Here is a 19,545-nt window from a genome sequence, read left to right as displayed (position 1 = left end):
AATCTTTATATTTTTCTGTTGGAATCAAATTGTTCTAAATAATCTGCTACACGTCGAAGAAAACTTCCACCCAAATAGCCATCGACAACTCGGTGATCGAAAGACAATGATAAATACATCATACTTCGTATGGCGATTTCGTCTCCTCTTTCAGTTTCAATAACTTCAGGTCGCTTTTTTATAATGCCCAATGCTAGAATAGCCACTTCTGGTTGGTTGATTATTGGTGTTCCCATGACACTACCAAAAGTACCTACGTTGGAAATCGTAAACGTACTACCCTTTATATCGTCACCGTTTAATTTGTTCTCTCTTGCTTTTCTGACTAAATCATTTACATCATCAGCCAAAGATTTTAAGTCCTTGATGTCAGCATTTTTTACTACTGGAACGATTAAATTTCCGCTAGGCAGAGCAGTTGCCATACCAATATTTATATTTTCTTTGACGATAATTCTATTGCCATCTACAGAGGCGTTAATATTTGGAAAGTCTTTTATAGCCTTTGCTACAGCCTCTATAAATAAAGGAGTAAAGGTTAACTTTTCCCCATACTTCTCTTGAAAAGCCGCTTTATGTTTGTTTCTCCAGTTGACCATATTGGTTAAGTCGGCTTCCACGTAGGCGGTAACGTGCGGTGAAGTGTGCTTGGAATACACCATATGATCTGCAATCATTTGGCGCATACGGTCCATTTCTACAATTTTGCCATTGCCTTTATCTAAATTCAATTGCGGTATGCGATAGGCCGTAGGATCTTGTGCAACAGGTTGTGCAAACTGATATGGTCTGCCATACTCAATATAATTAAACACATCACTTTTTCTTAACCTACCCTCTTTTCCCGTTGCTGGAATACGCGCCAATTCTTCATAACTGATGTGGTGTTGTTTGGCAATTGAGATAACGAGTGGTGAAAAGAATGTGTTTGTATTTGGTACTGAGAATGAATTTGAGCTAGGCATCTCGACTGTATTTGATGCAACTGTGCGATTCTTTTTAGTTTTCTTTAGAGACGTCTCGACTACGCTCGATGTGACAACTTCCTTTTTTGGTTGCGGCTTTGAATCTGATGCCTCAACTTCTAATATGGCAATAACTTCACCAACCCTAACAACATCTTTAGGTTCAAACTTGGTTTGAACCATAGTTCCTGAAGCTGGAGCTGGCACTTCATTATCAACTTTATCGGTAGCAACCTCCAAAATGATGTCACCTTCTTTAAAGGTATCTCCTTCATTAATCAACCAATTAATTATGGTTCCTTCGGTTATACTTTCACCCATTTTGGGCATTTTTAGCTCGAATTTTGGCATTCTTATTAACTAGCGTTTGTTAGTTTATTTTTTCATAAAATCACGTAATGTAGCATACGTTTTTTCTTGTACAATTCTATCTTTTGGCACTTCACGAAGTGGTTCGACTTCCTTCAAGGTTTCGTGACAATCTTCTGGCAATTGTTGATATAACTGCGTTCCTTTGGTTTTCCATTCAATCATCTCATCACTGACTTGTTTTACAACTTTTGCCGGATTTCCAACCACTAAACTCCGAGGTGGAATTTTAGTTTCAGCCTTAACAAATGTCATGGCTCCAACTATACTTTCATCCCCAATTTCAGCATCATCCATAATTACCGAATTCATTCCGATCAAGCAATTCTTACCTAAATTAGCACCGTGAATGATGGCTCCGTGACCAACGTGCGAACTTTCCTTTAAGACAATGGATTTACCTGGAAACATATGAACGGTACAATTTTCTTGCACATTAACACCATCCTCTAAAATGATTTGTCCCCAATCTCCACGAATTGCTGCTCCTGGACCTATATAGCAGTCTTTGCCAATGATAACATTACCTGTGACTGCTGCTAATGGATGCACAAAACTACTTTCGTGTACCACTGGTATATATCCTTGAAATTCGAAAATCACTATTTAAATCGTTTTAAAGTTTCTTTGGTGAATTCGCTTAACACCAATGTCCCACTTATAGCGGCACGTTCAGCTAATAATTGGTCCCAATCTTCCGTACCTTTCCAGAACATTTTTTTCATCTCCGCCATAGCTTCTGGATTATAATTACAAAGATTTTCGGCAAAGGTTTGGACTGCATCATCTAATTCTTCTGTAGTATCAAACACTTGCGTGAACAATCCTTTTTGTTTTGCCCATTCTGCAGGATAAAATGTATTAGCATCTATGGCGATTTGTGACATTCCGCTTAAACCTAACTTACGCTGTACTGCTGGACCAACCACAAAAGGCCCAATACCAACATTTAACTCACTCAATTTAATGGCTGCAAATTTTGTTGCCATGCAGTAATCGGTTGCAGATGCAAGGCCTACTCCACCACCAACAGTTTTTCCTTGCACACGACCAATGATAAATTTTGAGCATTTGCGCATCGCATTAATGACATTGGCAAAGCCTGAAAAAAACACTTTTCCTGTAGCTTCATCATTAATATTAATGAGTTCGTTAAAACTTGCTCCTGCACAAAATGTCCTATCCCCACCACTTTTTAAAACGATGACTTTGATATCATCATTGTTACCAGCTTCTGTGATAGTGTTTGCGAGTTTAGCTAACACATCCCCTGGAAGTGAGTTGTGGGCAGGATGAAAAAATTCAACGTATCCTACTTGGTTTTCTATAGTTTGTTTTACGTATGGTTGTTGTTCTGACATAATTCTAAATTAATCCAAATTGTTCAAAATGATGGTTTAAATGCTTTCTTTCCAATAAATAAGATTCGTAGCGATTCAATTCGCCAAAGACTAAATTTTTAAGCTTGGCTTCAGGATTTTCCTTAAAAAACTCTAAGTACTTTTGACGCTGTTCTTTAAATTTTTCAATCGCTGTTTGCAAATCCTGATGTTTTAACTCATCTAGCTTATCCTTTTCCAACTGTGGAAATTGAGAGTTCTGTGGAAACTTATCATAGTTGTACAAACTTGCATGCACCTTGTCTAAAATCTTTTCTGGTGTGGCAATTTCAAAGTCCTGAATTTCACCTGAAGCAATTTTGTAAGTATACTCAAGATGTTCTATCATGTGCTGTGGCGTCATAATACCCCATTTTGGTTTTGCATCAGCTGTCAACTTTGCAAGACATTCCTCAATTTTCTTATCAGTCATCTCAACGAATGTTTCTTGTTTCTTTTGCACCATTGTTAAAATGGTAGCCACTGCCACTAGCGGACTGTCTTTAGCTGTTTTTTGATGCTCTGGTCTATTTTCAAAATTCGCATCAAATACCTCAACATGCCATTTTACAATGCCATTTGGGTGTTCTGCGGAAGCCACATCACGATCTACCTTTTCTTTACAAGTCAACCGTACATAAATCGTATCGTTGTGGTATAATGGTCTTAAAAATCGGATAGAATCCAACCCATAATTTGCCGCTACAGGTCCTTTATTTGGATAAACAAATAAACCTGCTGCAGCCGAGATAATAAAATACCCATGAGCGGTCCTTTTTTCGAAAATACTTCCATCTAAAGATGTAATATCGGTATGGGCGTAAAAATGATCCCAAGTTAAGTTCGCGAAGTTTTCAATATCTGAATCCGTTATTGTGCGCTTATGCGTTTTTAGAGACATTCCTGGCTTGATATCCTCCCAATAGTATTTGAACGGATGATCTTCTGCCTCTTTGTATTTTGCATTTTGTTGATAGATCCCTGTTATCTCTGTAATGGTTGTTGGTGTCCCTTGAATCGCCGTTCGTTGCAAGTAATGCTTAATACCACGCATGCCGCCCATTTCTTCGCCACCACCAGCGCGTCCTGGACCTCCGTGCACCAAATATGGTAATGGTGAACCGTGTCCCGTACTTTGCTGTGCCATCTCTCTATTAATGACTAAGATACGACCATGATGACTGGCAGCATTGATTACATAATCTGTGGCAATTTTATCATCAAAGGTTGCAATAGAAGACACTAATGACCCTTTGCCCATTTGTGCTAGTTGAACGGCTTCATCCATGGACTTGTAAGGCATAATGGTGCTTACAGGGCCAAAAGCCTCGCGCTCGTGAACCACAGTGTTTTGTAATGGATTGTCGGTTCTGAACACTACAGGACTTATAAATGCTCCTTTTTTGGCATCTGCTCCTATGGTTTCAATTTGATCTAAATTACCATAGACCATTTCGGCCTCTCTACTAATGTCAGCAATAGAGCTTTTTACTGCTTCTACCTGTTGCTTACTCACCAATGATCCCATTCTTACCTCTTTAAGTCTTGGGTTTCCAATAGTAATTTTATCGAGCTCTTTTCCTAAAGCCACTTGCACGTCTTCAAGTAAATTTTCTGGTACAATTATTCGTCGGATGGCCGTACATTTTTGTCCCGCTTTAACGGTCATTTCCTTACGGACTTCTTTAATAAATAAATCGAACTCTGGTGTTCCAGGTATGGCATCTTCACCTAAAATCGATGCATTAAGTGAATCTGCTTCCATAGTAAATGGTACAGACTCTTCAATTAATCTTGGATGTGCTTTTAATAATCTCCCTGTTGAAGCAGATCCTGTAAAGGTCACCACATCTTGTGACTCGACTGTATCCAAAATAGTTTTAACTGTTCCATTTATAATTTGAAGCGCGCCTTCAGGTAAAATGCCTGAATTAATAATCTCTCTAGCTACTGCCTCTGCTAAATATGATGATGATGGCGCAGGTAAGACTACGGCTGGTACACCAGCCATCCAGTTAACCGCACATTTTTCTAACATACCCCAAACCGGAAAGTTAAAGGCGTTGATATGCACAGCAACCCCTTTTTTAGGGACCATGATGTGATGCGCCATAAAGCGACCTCCCCTCGACAAATCTACAGGATCACCTTCGACGTGGAAAGGCTGATTAGGAAACAACTTTCTGAGTGAAGCATTAGCAAAAAGGTTTCCAAATCCACCTTCAATATCTATCCAACTATCGACTTTTGTCGCTCCTGTTCTGTAACTTAAATCATAGAAACTATCCTTTCGTTTGGTGAGGTACAAAGCTAATTTCTTTAGCATATTACCACGTTCCTGAAAGGTCATTTTGCGCAAGACCTCGCCACCCTTTGTTCGTCCGTAATGAAGAACTTCTGGAATGTCCAATCCTTCCACTGCCCAATTTGTAAAATGTTCACCTGTTACGGCATCGTAAACTGGTACCCCTTCTTCTTTTCCCGTAGTCCACTGACCTTGAACGTAATGCTGAATCTTATTCATCATTCTATTATTTTGAGATTGTTGATTAACAATTTTGAAGTTTACACTACATCAAAATTCATTAACCTTACATCATTAATTTTTATACTTTCTCGATAATACAAGCAAAACCTTGTCCTACACCAATACACATGGTTACAAGCGCATATCGTTTGTTTTGTTCTTTAAGTTCTAGTGCTGCTGAATATGCTATTCGAGTTCCTGTAACACCAAGTGGATGACCAATAGCAATTGAACCACCGTTTGGATTTAATCTAGGATCATCATCCGCTAATCCCCAAGCTCTAGTACAAGCAAGTGCTTGTGCAGCAAAGGCTTCATTTAGCTCAATAATATCCATATCATCCATGGTTAAACCTGCTTTTGTCAAAGCTTTGTTAGAGGCCTCAACTGGACCAATACCCATAATTCTAGGTTCTACACCAACCACTGCAGAGCTTACAATTCTTGCTAATGGTTTAAGATTGTATTTTTTCACAGCCTCATCTGAAGCGATAATGGTTGCGGCTGCACCATCATTTAAACCTGAAGAATTACCTGCCGTAACACTTCCTTCCTTTCGGAATGCTGGACGTAATTTACCTAAAACATCTAACGTTGTATTAGGTTTAACAAATTCGTCTTTTGAAAAAAGGATAGGCTCTTTTTTGCGTTGAGGAATTTCAACTGCAACAATTTCCTTTTCCAAGCGTCCATTTTCTTGCGCTTTAGACGCTTTCATCTGACTCCAATACGCGAATGCATCTTGGTCTTCTCGTGAAATAGAATACTTTTCAACAAGATTCTCCGCTGTCATGCCCATGCCATCCGTGCCATACATTTCATGCATTTTTGGGTTTACAAAACGCCATCCAAAACTAGAATCATACATTTTAGCATCATTTCCGTAGGCTGATGATGTTTTAGAAATGACGTAAGGACCACGCGTCATGTTTTCAACACCACCAGAAATAAAGATATCACCATCACCAGCTTTTATTGCCCGATTTGCGTGAATGATTGCAGACAAACCAGAACTACATAATCTGTTGACAGTTTCTCCTGGAACTGTATATGGTAAACCAGCGAGTAATGATGCCATACGTGCTACGTTACGATTGTCTTCACCTGCTTGATTTGCACAGCCTAATATTACATCATCGTATGCTTCTTTAGGGATACTTGGGTTTCGTTTTACAATTTCCTTAATCACCAAAGCAGCTAAATCATCTGTGCGCACCGCTGACAATGTGCCTTTGTAGTTTCCTATTGGTGTTCTTATGCCGTCTATTATATATGCTTCCATAAGCCTTTCCCTAACCCTTTCCAAAGGAAAGGGAACTTGTTTTAGTTATTAATTTTAATATTTTGAGCTATTCATTGCTCAAAAATTGAATTACCTTTTTTTAATATTATTTGTAAAGAGATTCCTGCCTTAGCAGGAATTTCACTCCCAATCTTTTTGTGTTCTATATACCACACCTTTAAAAAGTGCTACTAGTTCATCTCCTCGTTTTACTTCTACGATATTAAATCCGAGTCTGTTTTTTACGTTTTCTATCACAGATTCCGCAACTAAATAATCTCCTTCTTCTAAAGCCTCAATATGGTTGATGCTGGTTTCTATGGACACAGCAAATTTTCCGTGTGTATTTGCTGCAAAACCAAAAGCGGTATCTGCTAATGCATAACTGATTCCGCCGTGTGCTTTTCCCATACTATTAAGCATTTCCTTGCGAACTGTCATTGCTACGCGACAACGACCAATTTCGCATTCTAAAATTTCAATGCCTAACCAAGTGCTGAATGCATCTTGACTTAACATTTTATGTGGGATTTGTTCTCCTTTCATACTTCAATTTGTCACTTCGAGTGATTTTCGACAGAAAATTGTATCGAGAAGTTTGGCTTGTTCTCGATACGCTTCGCACTCGAACTGACGCTAGTTAAAGAATGTTTTATTTTCTTTATTCATTTTACGCAACAACGGACTGCAACGGTAACGGTCTTCGTGGTACTCATTGTACAACTCATCTAGTTTGGACACACACCAATCAATGCCTTTTTCATCTGCCCAGGCTAATAATCCTTTTGGGTAATTAACACCTTTGGTCATTGCGTTGTCTATATCTTCTGCTGATGCGATGTTTAAAAACAAAGCGTCTGCTGCTTCGTTGATAAGCATTACTAAGACACGGTTGAAAATCGTTTGCGCTAATTCCTTTTCTATTACTGGCTCTGGTTTTTGGGCTTTATCTGAATAATCGTAATACCCTTTACCAGATTTTACACCTAAATAGCCCGCTTCACTTAAGCGCTTTTGCGTGAAACTTGGCTTATATCTTGGGTCATAATAAAATGCCTTAAACACCGTTTCTGTCACTGTATAATTGACATCATTTCCTATAAAATCCATAAGCTCAAAAGGGCCCATTCTAAAACCACCAAGTGTTTTCAGACAATAATCAATAGTTGTAAAATCTGCAATACCTTCCTCATAAATCCTTAAAGCTTCCCCATAAAATGGACGTGCCACACGATTTACGATAAACCCAGGAGTATCCTTAGCAACAGCTACTGCTTTCTTCCAACTTTTTATGATTTCAACAGACTTATCTAAAACTTCTTTTGAGGTTTGCACTGCTGGAATCACCTCAACCAATTGCATTAGTGGTGCTGGATTGAAAAAGTGAATACCAATGCAACGTTCTGGTTTTTGCAATGATGATGCGATGCTAGCAACAGACAAACTAGAGGTGTTAGATGCAATAATGCAATCCTCCGTGACATAGCTTTCCAATTCCGAAAAAACTTTCTTCTTAATCTCGAGATTTTCGACAATAGCTTCAATAGTTAGGTTAGAATCTGCTAACGCCTTTAAACTATCAACATAAGTAATATTTGATTGAATTCTGTTTTTCTCACCAACATCAAGGCGCCCTTTTTCAATAAGCCTATTTAGAATTTTCTCAAGACTTGCTTTAGCCTTATCTAAAGCTGTCTGATTGGTATCGTATAATTTCACAGTACAACCTGCCGTAGCAGCTACCTGAGCGATACCACTTCCCATTGTACCTGAACCTATTATTCCTACATTCATATTTTTATGTTAAAATGGAAGCTTAGTGACATCCACATTTCCTCCAGATAATATAATTCCTATTTTCTTTGATTTAAACTTTTCCTTTTCTCTCAAAACCGCAGCAAATGGCACAGCGCACGAAGGTTCTATAATAATTTTCATGCGTTCCCATATTAATTTCATGGCTCTAATAATCTCTTCCTCGTCTACTCTTATGATACGGTCAACATACTTTTGTATAATTGGAAAGTTTCGATCTCCTAGATACGTTCTTAAGCCATCAGCCACCGTATTTGTTGTTGTATTCCTTTCAATTTTACCCGACTGTAACGACCGATAAGCATCGTCAACTTCAAAAGGCTCACCACCAACAACCTCGCATGTATTTCCAAAAAAATGAGCAGCTAGAGCTGTGCCTGCAATAAGCCCACCTCCTCCAACTGGAGTTAAGATAACCTCTAAATCGGGTTTATTTTGCAACAACTCTATTGCAGCTGTACTATTGCCAAAAATGACCTCATCTTGATTTGAAGGGTGTAAAAAGGTAGCCCCTGTTTGCTTTTTTATACGTACTGCTGCTTCCTCTCGAGCTTCTGGTGTCGCACCACACTCTATAACATTACCACCATAATCTTTGACCGCATTTTTTTTTACTTGAGGAGCATTTTCTGGCATAACAATGTACGCCTTTGTATTAAGTTGTTTTGCCGCTAAAGCTACAGCCTGGGCAAAATTACCAGAAGAATGAGTTACCACCCCTTTTTGTCTTTCCTCATTAGTTAGAGAAGTAATTGCACTTGCTGCACCACGCATTTTAAAGGCACCCATTTTTTGAAAATTCTCACACTTAAAGAATAATTTTGCTCCTGTCATTTCATTAAGTAATGTTGAACTTAATACTGGTGTGTTATGAATAAATAGTTTTATTCTTTGATGCGTTTCTATGAGGGTTTGTTTATCCATATTTTGCTAGAACCCGAAACAAGTTCTTGATGACCTACATTGTTTTATTTTCCCTTGAAATTTGGCTTACGTTTTTCTACAAATGCCGATACTCCTTCTTCATAATCTTCGGTCTGAGCGGCTTCAATTTGTAGCTTAGACTCAAGGGCCAGTTGTTCTTCCAAATTGTTGGTTAGCGACTGATTAAAAGCTTCCTTAATTTTTCCTAAAGCTAGTGTTGGCATATTGGCAAGTTTCAAGGCTAGTTCATTTACTTCCTCTTGAAAACTTTCTAATGGCAAAACTTTGTATATCATTCCCATGTTTGCTGCTTCTTCGGCTGACACTTTATCCCCTAACATCGCTAAAGCTGAAGCTTTTTGAAAACCGATTAATCGCGGTAAAAAGAAGGTTCCTGCACTATCCGGAATTAAACCAATAAGGCTAAATGCTTGAATAAAACTTACTTTTTCATGCGCCACGACAATGTCACAAGCTAGCGCTATGTTTGCTCCTGCTCCCGCTGCCACACCATTTATAGCACCAATGATTGGTTTTTTAATATTTCTAATTCTAGTTATAATAGGGTTATAATGTTCTTCGAGAATTTTCTTGAATCCTGGATTCAATTCTGGTGATGTGACTTCTTTAAGATCTTGACCGGCACAAAACGCTTTACCATTTCCTGTCAAAACCATGGCTCTGATATCAGGATTAGACTCACAGTCATCTAAAACCTGTTGTAGTCGTAATGCCATTTCACGGTTGAAGCTATTGAAGACTTCCGGTCGGTTTAATGTGATGTAGGCTATGCCGTTTTTTATTTTTAGTTCTATTGAACTCATAATTTTATAATTATTAATCAAGTAAAGATCCTGAAACGAATTTAGGATGACAATAAGCTGTCATTTCAAACATTTAAAATAATCAAATGGTTCTTGGCAGTCCTCACACTGAAACTGTGCTTTGCAAGCAGTTGAACCAAATTGACTTACCATTTTTGTATTTGTGCTTCCGCATTGCGGACACTTCACTAATTTTTTACCTTCTAGCAATACGGACTTGTCGGCTTCGGCATCTAACGGTGCTGCAATACCGTAATCTTCGAGTGCTTTTCTGCCTCTTGGTGTAATCCAATCGGTAGTCCAAGCAGGATGTAAAATCAGATCTACTTCGGTTGTATAACCTTCTTTCTTCATAGCAGCCTTAATATCGTCACCAATAACATCCATTGCAGGACACCCACTATAGGTTGGTGTGATTTCGATTTTAACAACACTATTCTCTAAAACAGCAGAACGTACCACACCCATATCCATGATTGATAGAACCGGAATTTCTGGATCCGAAATGGACTCTAGAATCTTTACCAGTTTTGGGTCGATATGTTTTTCTGTGGTTGTCATAATCATCTCCCTTGGAAAAGGAAATCTTCATTTAGTGCTTCTCGATACAATTTGTTTATTCTTCACAAATCACTCGAAGTGACGTTCACTTTCAATTTGTAATATTCCTGCCTTCACAGGAATTTGTTTACCATTCCATATTTGGATAGGTTCGCTGCATATATTGCAAATCGGCCAATAAGTAACCCATATGTTCGGTATGAATGCCTTGTTTTCCACCTTTTTGAAAATATTTACTCTCTGGTACGCTTATCGTTGCTCCTTCTAAAACTGTAATTACTTCTTCGTAATAAGCGTCTTTTAATTTCGTGACATCTACACCAATTCCTTCAGATACCATTGCTTTATCTGCGTCGGTTTGATGGAACAATTCATCCGTATACATCCATAAATCATTTATTGCAGTTTGAATACGCTGATTACTTTCTTCCGTACCATCTCCCAATCGTTTTACCCAATCGGATGAAAAACGCTTGTGATAACTCACTTCCTTGATCGATTTTTTTGCTATAGCAGATAAGTTTAAATCGGCACTTTTTTCCAATTCAGTTAACATTAAATAGTGGTATACATCAAATAAGAATTGTCTTACCATAGTATAACCAAAATCTGTATTGGGCTGCTCTACTAAAAGCACACTGATATACTCACGTTCTTTACGAAGCATGGCGATATCATCCTCTCTTCTACCATCGTTAGCGATTTTAGCAGCGTATTGGTAATAACTACGCACTTGTCCTAATAGGTCTAGAGATATGTTAGTACAAGCAATATCCGTTTCTAAAGTTGGTCCATGCCCACAAAGTTCACCTAAACGCTGACCTAAAATCAGATTATTATCTGCTATGCCGAGTATATAATTATATAAATTTTCGTTTTTCATTACATATGTTTTACTTCATCAGGTAAATCATAAAAAGTTGGGTGTCGATAAACTTTATCTTGGGCAGGTTCAAATAGCTCACCGTTATGCTCAGGGTTTGATGCTGTAATATGCTTACTTTCTACAACCCAAATACTTACACCTTCATTACGTCTTGTATATACATCACGAGCATTCTCTAAAGCCATTTCTGCATCTGCTGCGTGAAGACTTCCAAAATGGCGATGTTCCAATCCATTTTTACTTCTTACAAAAACCTCCCAAAGAGGCCAGTTCTTTTTTGTTGACATATCTAAACTGCTTGTTTACTTTTTAACTCACTCTTTTTATCGGCATAAGCCATTGCTGCATCTCTTACCCAAGCACCATTTTCCCATGCATCTACTCTGGCCTTCATACGTTCTTTATTGCATGGACCATATCCTTTGACAACTTGCCAAAATTCGTCCCAATCTATATCCCCAAAATCATAACCTTGCTTAGCTTCATTCCATTTTAACTCTGGGTCTGGAATAGTCAAACCTAAAATATCTGCTTGTGGAACTGTTTGGTCTACAAACTGTTGACGCAGGTCATCATTGGTCTTTCTTTTTAATTTCCATTTCATGGATTGGGCAGTATGAGGCGATTCATCATCCTTAGGACCAAACATCATTAGAGATGGCCACCAAAAACGATTCAAAGCATCTTGAGCCATTTCTTTTTGTTCAGGAGTTCCATTGGCTAATTTTAGCATAATTTCATAGCCTTGACGCTGATGAAAACTTTCTTCTTTACAAATTCTAACCATAGCCCTAGCATAAGGTCCATAAGATGTTCCACATAAAGCAACTTGGTTAATAATAGCCGCACCATCAACTAACCAACCTATAGCTCCCATATCTGCCCAAGTTAATGCTGGATAGTTAAAGATTGAAGAATACTTTGCTTTACCTGTATGTAATTGCTCAAACATCTCATCCCTAGAAATACCTAAGGTTTCAGCTGCACTGTAAAGATACAAACCATGCCCTCCTTCATCTTGAACTTTAGCTAGAAGTGCCACTTTACGACGCAATGACGGTGCTCTAGTTATCCAATTTCCCTCTGGTAACATCCCTACAATTTCTGAATGGGCATGTTGGGATATTTGGCGAATGTGTGTTTGCCGATATTTTTCTGGCATCCAATCCTTAGGTTCAATTTTATCGTCACGTGTAATACGCGATTCAAACTGTTCTTCCAGGCTTCGACTACGCTCAGCCTCCAAATTTTTAATTTGTTCTTCACTCATTTCTTTTAGCTTTTTGGCTATTAGCTATTCGCTTTTAGCTGGTGAAACTTATTTTTCTTTTTCAATATTTTTTTGAAATTCCAAGATTATGCTCGGAAAATAAATTCATTTTTAATTAAACGTCAAAATCTACCACAACCTTTTGGGTGGTTGGTACTGCCTGGCAACTTAGTACAAAATTTTGTGAGACTTCATTGTCTTCTAATGCATAATTGATTTTCATTTCAACGGTTCCCTCTTTTACTTGGCATTTACAAGTACTACAAACGCCACCTTTACAAGCATATGGTAAATCTGCTCCTGCTCCTAAAGCCGCATCTAAAATATTATCGTACTCTTTAGTCATCGTGAACAAAAACTCTTTACCGCCATCGATTATAGTCACTTGTGTACCTTCGATATTCTGTTGCGACAAACGCTCTACACGCTTTTTATCTTCTTCTGTTAAGCCTTTTACGAATAACTCAAAATGAATCAACTCTTTTGGCAAACCAGCTTCAGCTAGATAATTACTTACGTAATTAACCATATCTTCCGGTCCGCACAAAAACACTTCGCTGGTATCAGGTATATCAATAAATGTTTTGGTGAGTACTTTCATTTTATCATCATCAAAACGTCCATTGAACAACTCAATATCGCGCTTTTCTTTGGTCAAGAAATAATAGATTTCTAACCTTCCGAAGTAGGCGTTTCTCAACTGCTCTAACTCTTCCTTAAAGATAATGGATTTTGCAGTACGGTTGACATAAAACAACTTGCAAGTTGAGTTTGGCTCTGCTGCTAAATGCGCTTTAATCATTGAAAGAATTGGCGTAATACCACTACCTGCCGCAAAAAAAAGATAGTTTTTGGCGTTATCAGCATTACATTTTACACCAAAAGTTCCGCTTGGCGCCATCACTTCAATCTTATCCCCAGCTTTTAATAATGAGTTTACAAAAGTTGAGAACTTACCTCCTGGTATCTCTTTTACGGCAACTTTCCATTCTTTGTCAAACGGACTAGAACATAGTGAGTAAGAACGACGTACGTCTTCGCCATTGATCAAAGTTTTTAGGGTTAAGTGTTGCCCTTGTGAGAATTTAAATTCTTCTTGCAAAGCTTCAGGAATATCAAAAGTTACAACCGAAGTGTCCTTTGTTTCCTTATAAATGTCTTTAATTCTTAATTTATAAAAATCTGCCATTAACAGTAATTATCAATACATACATTACTATTTAGTTTGTGTTCAAAATCAATTTCGAACACAAACTTTAAAAACTAACAATTGTTAGTTTACATGACAAATTTACAAAAATTAATCGATTTTTTTATTAATACCATTAATTAGTACTTGGCTTAATTGTTGGGAGAGTTCTTCTGTGTTTAAGTCCTCTTTTTTTGGAATCCAAAGGTAGAGGGAACGTAAAGTAGATAGAATTGAAAAGAGCATAACCTCTACGTTACTTTCAATAAATTCATTTTCTTTTATACCTTCAGCAATGATAATTCTTAATTCTTGCTCATAATTGAAGCGTAGTTGAAGGTAATACTCAAGTTTTTCTTCAAGGTGCATCCAGTCGTTATTAAGCGACGCCATACCGTAGGTGTTTTGGGAAGTTATTTTAACGTGTAACTTAACTATATCTTTGAATTTTTCGATGTTAGATTTATTTTTTTTTTGTATTTCCTTCAAACCCTGAGTAAACTCCTCAGCCAATGAAATAATGATTTCTTTAAGAATTTGTTGCTTAGAGTTGATATGATTATAGAGACTTGCCGCTTTTATTCCCATTTCAGAAGCTAGATCTCGCATAGTTACAGCACTGTATCCTTTTTCTTTAAACAGTTTGGCAGCTGTTCTTATAATTTCTTCCTTTCTTGTTTCTATACTTTTCAAAATTTTAAGTCTATTAATTTTAAGGCATCTACCGACTCAATTGGAGTTTCATTATACTGCAACTTCCAACCCATTGAATTGGTTAAAATAAAGAATTTTGAAAGTTCACTGAGCAACCTGTTTTGAGCATTAGATTTTAAATCTGAACCTTCTATTTTCTTCATTAAAGACTGCTTTACAATTTCTTTAATGTTATTATAATCATCTGCCTCAAACTGATTTAAAAAATCAGCTTGAATATCGTAATATTCAATATTCGGACTAATCTTTATCTCTTCTTTAGGTATGCTTAGTATTTGAAGTATCTTATTTTTTTCATCAATTTTATATTCTATCTTACTCAAATCATAACCAACAGTGACGTCTGCATTTACGATAACAACAGCTTGTTTTTTAGCCTCTAATAAATCTGCAAAAACAGCTTTAGAATTCTTGTATGTAAAAACTTCGCTAAAATGTCCTTCAGTAACTATTAATTTTCCGACATTCTTAATTTGTTCTTGGATTAAAGCCGTATTTTCTTGTAAAGTAATCCGATCTTTTTTTTGATTACCGCAATACTTAAAAGTGAATAAAACCAAGAGTGTTATAACAACACCAAATAAAATTTTTCGCATAAGGCTAATTTAAATAATAATCATCTTATCTTAATTTTTTTTAATCCAAAAATACTCATCAAATAATCGTAACTTAGAAAACTAAAATCATAATTTAGATGAAACGCATTAAACTTTTCTTACCACAATATACCTTCATCATTTCTCTTATTTTTACTACCGTTTCTTGTTCTAAATCCAAACAAGAGTACGCAACGATGCTTATTTATGGCGGAACGATATATACTGTAGACACTACATCAGTTACAGTTGAGGCTGTAGCTGCAAAAGATAATAAAATTCTTTTTGCAGGAAGTTTAGAAGAAGCTGAGACTTATAAAAACAAGCTAACAAAAATTATAGATTTAAAAGGCAAAACCATGACACCAGGCTTTATAGAAGGTCATGGACATTTTATGGGTTTAGGGTATAATGAACTCAACCTAGACTTCATGAACACAACTAGTTATCAAGCCATAGTAGATGCTGTTGCAGAACGTGTTAAAAATGCAGAGCCTGGAGAGTGGATTATAGGTAGAGGTTGGCACCAAAGCAAATGGGATAGTATGCCTTCAGAAATTGTACATGGTTTTCAAACACATCATTTATTAAGCGAAGTGTCACCAAACAATCCTGTTTATCTAAGACATGCCAGCGGACATGCTGGTTTTGCCAATGCAAAAGCTATGGAGATAGCGGGATTAAACGAACTAGCTTTAGATGGAATAAAAAAATACGATGTTGAAGGCGGCGAAGTGCTTGTGGACGCTTTGGGAAGACCAACTGGAGTTTTTAATGAGCGTGCACAAACATTAATAACAGATCATATTCCTGAAAAAACACTTGAGTCTGATAAAAAAGCTTTTGAACTGGCTATTAAAGCTTGCCATAAAAATGGAATAACCAGTTTTCATGATGCTGGCATACCAAAAGAAACTATTGCGTTGTATAAGCAAATGAAGTCCGAAGGTAAAATGGATATAAGGATATATGCAATGCTTACAGGTTGGGATAAAGATTTACTAAACGAATGGTACAAAAAAGGCATAATGGTAGACCAAGACCATCTCTTTACTATACGATCTGTAAAACTTAACTGCGATGGTGCATTAGGTTCTCGTGGCGCCTGGCTTTTAGAACCCTACACAGATAGACCAGGTCATTTTGGACATGAAACCTTACCAATGGAATTTGTAAAAGAAACTGCAATTAATGGCCTTAAAAATGGCTTTCAGGTGTGCTCTCATGCTATAGGTGACAGAGCCAACAGAGAAATTTTAGACCGATACGAACTTGCTTTTGAAAGCTTACCAAATTCAACCAAAAATCATAGATTCCGAATAGAGCATGCACAACATTTACATCCAGAAGACATTCCTCGTTTTGCTGAGTTGAATGTGATACCTGCCATGCAAGCTGTACACATGTCATCTGATAGACCTTGGGCTATCGATCGCCTTGGAGAAAAACGAATAAAAGAAGGAGCCTACATGTGGCAGTCCTTATTAAAAAGTGGTGTTCCTATAGTTAATGGCACTGATGTTCCTGTTGAGCCTATAGATCCTATTGCCAGTTTTTATGCTAGCGTAAGTAGAAAAACGTTAAAAGGAACACCAGAAGGAGGATACGAACCAGACCAAAAAATGACAAGATCGCAAGCCTTAAAATCTTATACTTTAGACGCTGCTTATGGTGCTTTTGAAGAAGATATAAAAGGTTCTATCGTTGTTGGAAAATTGGCTGATTTTACAATTTTTAATCAGGATATAATGATAATTGCCGAAGATAAAATTCTTGACACTAAAGTTACAATGACAATTTTTAATGGTGAAGTTGTATATAATTCTGAAGAATAAAAAAAACACTAGTTTCCTTCTCTTGTGAAGGCCTAACTAATGTTTAAGTTATGATTAATAGCAACACAAAAATAGACTACTCAGTAACATTATAGATTACCAAATTCTTATTTATAGATTAATTGTTCGTTATGCTATTAACTTTAGCGACTTTTTAAAACTTACATCGAACAGTTAGGCTTTTTAACTTAAAAAGATACCTTATAACTTAAAAACAATAATTCTTTTTTGTCTTAAATTATCTTTACTGCAAGTATTAATAAATACTATTTGTTTCCCCAAAAAACAAAACCTACTTATTATGACAAGACTATTAACCATACTTCTCTTGTTTTTGGCACCCTTTGTTCATGGCCAAAGATCAACTCTATTAAAAAACATTAATTATCGAGCTAGCGAATTGTACCACAGTCTAAATGAGTCTGGCGACACATTAATTCTTAGAGGCGAACGCACTATTGATAAAGTTGAGATTTTTAACAACAGCTTTCAAAAAGCCTATATAGTAAATAGTCTAGACACAAAAATACCTTTAGATGATATTCCGACTGGTAGATTTGTTACTGAGGTAAAAGTAAAAGATAAGCTAATTATCATTACTCTTTTGCGACACGACGACTTAGAAGAAGAGCAAGAAATCACAACCGTTGAAACTAACGAACAGAATAATATTTTCGGTCAATCTAGCTATGAAAATAAATCTGAAGGTAAATCAATCCCAGAGTATGAAATTGAAGAAATACCGAGCAAACCTATAACAAAACCAGTAAAATTTTATTGGATAGTGAAACACATTAACAAAGGCCACAGCTCTAGTAAAAAAATGCGTATCGGTGACAAAGAAATTGTTGACCAAATGATTACTCAACATATGATAGACTTAAAATCTAAAGCTGGCAAGAATAACAAGCTAACCATATGGGAAGTTTATGACACTTCAGAGTTTATGCGTTTTAAGAGAGTACATCCTGACTATGCCACAGTAAAAGAAGCAGATTGTTTTAATACTGATCCTTTTTATAAATCTGAAGGAAGTTAAATCTAGAATACTATTTTTTCAGTTCCAACTTCTCTGCAAAATAGTCACAGAAGTCTTTCATCGTTGCTGTCATTTTCTCATCTTGGGTAGCACGCAGAAACGTATCGCTCATGGTGACTAAAGTCTGATGAAAAAACTGTTTCATTTCATCTACAGGCATGTCTTTAGTCCACAAATCTATTTTTAAAGTTTCCTGTGCTTTACTATCCCAAACAGACAACATAATAGCTTTAGCTTCTTCATTTTTTACTCCTCCATCTTCAGCAGACCAGTTCAATTTTTCTGGCACTCTGTTTTCATCGAGTTCTACATTTAGTTCTATTTTGGATGTTATGGTTTTAGCCATTATTTTTTTGGTTTAAATTTTGCTTTGTTAAAAATCTCTTCAGGTTCTTTTTCTAAAATGGTCAACACATTTTCATCTGTAGCTTCTGCATAAGCTTTCACAATTTGCCAACCTATGTATTGTCCTAATCGTCCAGGTGATTCATTATCCAATTCCAAATAAAACTTAGAATAAGGTGCATCTGCAATAAAACGACTTGGCAATTTACTATCGGTACTAAAGAGTAATTCCTTTTCAATAAAATAGCTCCATATCGGACTTTCGTTGGCTTCTGCCCATTTTAATTCTTGCTCTGTATAACCTATTTTTTCTGCATCAGATTTAAAAGGAATCATTACATCTTTAAAGTAGAGTAATTTTCCATGATAAATCATTTCATCTATAAATCGTTTTCTGTTAGGCTGAAAAATGTATTTCTTAGCATAAGCTTCTGCAACTTCTGATACAATTTGATCTTTTTGCATATTCTTAGCCAAATACCTTGGTATGTTTTGATAAAACTCATGATCTTCACCAAGAAAATTATCTAAGGCAATAAGTAGTAAAGAATCCGTAACAATTGTTTTGTTTCTGTAGTCCACATCATTTGTTAAAGTCACTACTCTTGGTACACTAAAGGTTTTGTCATAATACTTTAAGTGCTGAAATAACCCTTCAAAATCTTTTTTTACTGCTTTAAAATCTGGATAGACCTTAATTACTTCTGCTAATAATTGATCTTGTAGTGTGTCATTAATTCTATCAATCCATATAGAATCTGGGACATGCTTAGAAAACAAAAATGGATAGGCTTGTTTTAACTTCAACAAGTCAGATGGTGTGGCTTCTGCATAAGCTTTGTCAAAACGCTCAACAATAAAATCTACTTCAATTTTTGAAATCTCTTCTTCAACCTTAGAGTCTTCATCACAGGACACTAGCACAAGGCTCAATAGTAACAAAATGAAAATTCTCAATGACATTTTACGAAACATTTTTAATCCTAACACGTTTCAGTTATTTTTGTTGTGCAAAGGTACGTTTC

The 19,545-nt window shown here is 36.6% G+C and carries 20 protein-coding genes; 2 read left to right on the top strand and 18 right to left on the bottom strand.

Going from position 1 to position 19,545, the window contains the following annotated elements; genetic code table 11:
• Positions 1-5: 5 nt before the first annotated feature.
• The 16 genes from ACPX19_RS07500 to ACPX19_RS07425 all read right to left on the bottom strand — a co-directional run bounded on the left by ACPX19_RS07500 (position 6) and on the right by ACPX19_RS07425 (position 15,301).
• On the bottom strand, positions 6-1,316 hold the full coding sequence (locus tag ACPX19_RS07500; protein WP_426429393.1) for a dihydrolipoamide acetyltransferase family protein: 1,311 nt from the start codon (positions 1,314-1,316) through the stop codon (positions 6-8).
• 24 nt (positions 1,317-1,340) lie between these two features.
• Entirely contained in the window at positions 1,341-1,937 is a 597-nt protein-coding gene (locus ACPX19_RS07495) for a transferase hexapeptide repeat family protein (RefSeq protein ID WP_426429392.1), read from the bottom strand.
• On the bottom strand, positions 1,937-2,695 hold the full coding sequence (locus ACPX19_RS07490; protein WP_426429391.1) for an enoyl-CoA hydratase/isomerase family protein: 759 nt from the start codon (positions 2,693-2,695) through the stop codon (positions 1,937-1,939). The genes ACPX19_RS07495 and ACPX19_RS07490 overlap by 1 nt, the downstream gene beginning before the upstream one ends.
• Positions 2,696-2,699: 4 nt before the next feature.
• On the bottom strand, positions 2,700-5,237 hold the full coding sequence (paaZ, locus tag ACPX19_RS07485; RefSeq protein ID WP_426432443.1) for a phenylacetic acid degradation bifunctional protein PaaZ: 2,538 nt from the start codon (positions 5,235-5,237) through the stop codon (positions 2,700-2,702).
• 82 nt (positions 5,238-5,319) lie between these two features.
• Complete coding sequence (gene pcaF, locus ACPX19_RS07480; RefSeq protein WP_426429390.1) at positions 5,320-6,522, bottom strand: 3-oxoadipyl-CoA thiolase; 1,203 nt, start codon at positions 6,520-6,522, stop codon at positions 5,320-5,322.
• A gap of 141 nt (positions 6,523-6,663) precedes the next feature.
• Positions 6,664-7,068 carry a PaaI family thioesterase gene (locus tag ACPX19_RS07475; RefSeq protein ID WP_426429389.1) on the bottom strand — a complete coding sequence of 135 codons (405 nt, stop codon included), beginning with the start codon at positions 7,066-7,068 and terminating at the stop codon, positions 6,664-6,666.
• Between the two features lie 90 nt (positions 7,069-7,158).
• On the bottom strand, positions 7,159-8,316 hold the full coding sequence (locus ACPX19_RS07470; protein ID WP_426429388.1) for a 3-hydroxyacyl-CoA dehydrogenase NAD-binding domain-containing protein: 1,158 nt from the start codon (positions 8,314-8,316) through the stop codon (positions 7,159-7,161).
• Positions 8,317-8,325: 9 nt separating this feature from the next.
• Positions 8,326-9,261: a pyridoxal-phosphate dependent enzyme gene (locus tag ACPX19_RS07465; RefSeq protein ID WP_426429387.1), complete on the bottom strand. Its 936-nt coding sequence runs from the start codon at positions 9,259-9,261 to the stop codon at positions 8,326-8,328.
• Positions 9,262-9,305: 44 nt separating this feature from the next.
• Positions 9,306-10,085: an enoyl-CoA hydratase-related protein gene (locus ACPX19_RS07460; protein ID WP_426429386.1), complete on the bottom strand. Its 780-nt coding sequence runs from the start codon at positions 10,083-10,085 to the stop codon at positions 9,306-9,308.
• Positions 10,086-10,145: 60 nt separating this feature from the next.
• A complete protein-coding gene (gene paaD / locus ACPX19_RS07455; RefSeq protein WP_426429385.1) occupies positions 10,146-10,646 on the bottom strand; it encodes a 1,2-phenylacetyl-CoA epoxidase subunit PaaD in 501 nt (166 codons plus the stop codon).
• Between the two features lie 127 nt (positions 10,647-10,773).
• The gene (gene paaC, locus ACPX19_RS07450) at positions 10,774-11,529 is read right to left on the bottom strand and encodes a 1,2-phenylacetyl-CoA epoxidase subunit PaaC (protein WP_426429384.1); all 756 of its coding nucleotides are present in this window, start codon (positions 11,527-11,529) and stop codon (positions 10,774-10,776) included.
• Entirely contained in the window at positions 11,529-11,819 is a 291-nt protein-coding gene (gene paaB, locus ACPX19_RS07445) for a 1,2-phenylacetyl-CoA epoxidase subunit PaaB (RefSeq protein ID WP_426429383.1), read from the bottom strand. Before paaB ends, paaC begins: the two co-directional genes overlap by 1 nt.
• Before the next feature lie 2 nt (positions 11,820-11,821).
• Positions 11,822-12,802 (bottom strand): 1,2-phenylacetyl-CoA epoxidase subunit PaaA, encoded by a 981-nt coding sequence (gene paaA, locus ACPX19_RS07440; protein ID WP_426429382.1) that lies wholly within the window; start codon positions 12,800-12,802, stop codon positions 11,822-11,824.
• 115 nt (positions 12,803-12,917) lie between these two features.
• Positions 12,918-13,991 (bottom strand): 2Fe-2S iron-sulfur cluster-binding protein, encoded by a 1,074-nt coding sequence (locus ACPX19_RS07435; RefSeq protein WP_426429381.1) that lies wholly within the window; start codon positions 13,989-13,991, stop codon positions 12,918-12,920.
• A gap of 111 nt (positions 13,992-14,102) precedes the next feature.
• Positions 14,103-14,684 (bottom strand): TetR/AcrR family transcriptional regulator, encoded by a 582-nt coding sequence (locus ACPX19_RS07430; RefSeq protein ID WP_426429380.1) that lies wholly within the window; start codon positions 14,682-14,684, stop codon positions 14,103-14,105.
• Entirely contained in the window at positions 14,681-15,301 is a 621-nt protein-coding gene (locus ACPX19_RS07425) for a DUF4230 domain-containing protein (protein ID WP_426429379.1), read from the bottom strand. The genes ACPX19_RS07430 and ACPX19_RS07425 overlap by 4 nt, the downstream gene beginning before the upstream one ends.
• A 98-nt stretch (positions 15,302-15,399) precedes the next feature.
• Here ACPX19_RS07425 and ACPX19_RS07420 point away from each other — a divergent pair, with 98 nt between their 5' ends.
• Both ACPX19_RS07420 and ACPX19_RS07415 read left to right on the top strand, forming a co-directional pair.
• Positions 15,400-17,136, top strand: a complete 1,737-nt coding sequence (locus ACPX19_RS07420; RefSeq protein ID WP_426429378.1) for an amidohydrolase — start codon at positions 15,400-15,402, stop codon at positions 17,134-17,136.
• A gap of 301 nt (positions 17,137-17,437) precedes the next feature.
• On the top strand, positions 17,438-18,175 hold the full coding sequence (locus tag ACPX19_RS07415) for a hypothetical protein (protein ID WP_426429377.1): 738 nt from the start codon (positions 17,438-17,440) through the stop codon (positions 18,173-18,175).
• Positions 18,176-18,185: 10 nt separating this feature from the next.
• Here the strand turns inward: ACPX19_RS07415 and gldC are convergent, their stop codons facing one another.
• Entirely contained in the window at positions 18,186-18,521 is a 336-nt protein-coding gene (gene gldC / locus ACPX19_RS07410; RefSeq protein WP_426429376.1) for a gliding motility protein GldC, read from the bottom strand.
• Positions 18,521-19,483, bottom strand: coding sequence for a gliding motility lipoprotein GldB (gene gldB, locus ACPX19_RS07405; protein ID WP_426429375.1), 963 nt, complete (start codon positions 19,481-19,483; stop codon positions 18,521-18,523). The genes gldC and gldB overlap by 1 nt, the downstream gene beginning before the upstream one ends.
• Positions 19,484-19,545 lie beyond the last annotated feature (62 nt).

The organism is Winogradskyella sp. HB-48 (assembly GCF_049942685.1).
In the GTDB taxonomy this organism is placed as follows: domain Bacteria; phylum Bacteroidota; class Bacteroidia; order Flavobacteriales; family Flavobacteriaceae; genus Winogradskyella.
This window is presented reverse-complemented; position numbering and strand designations above follow the sequence as displayed.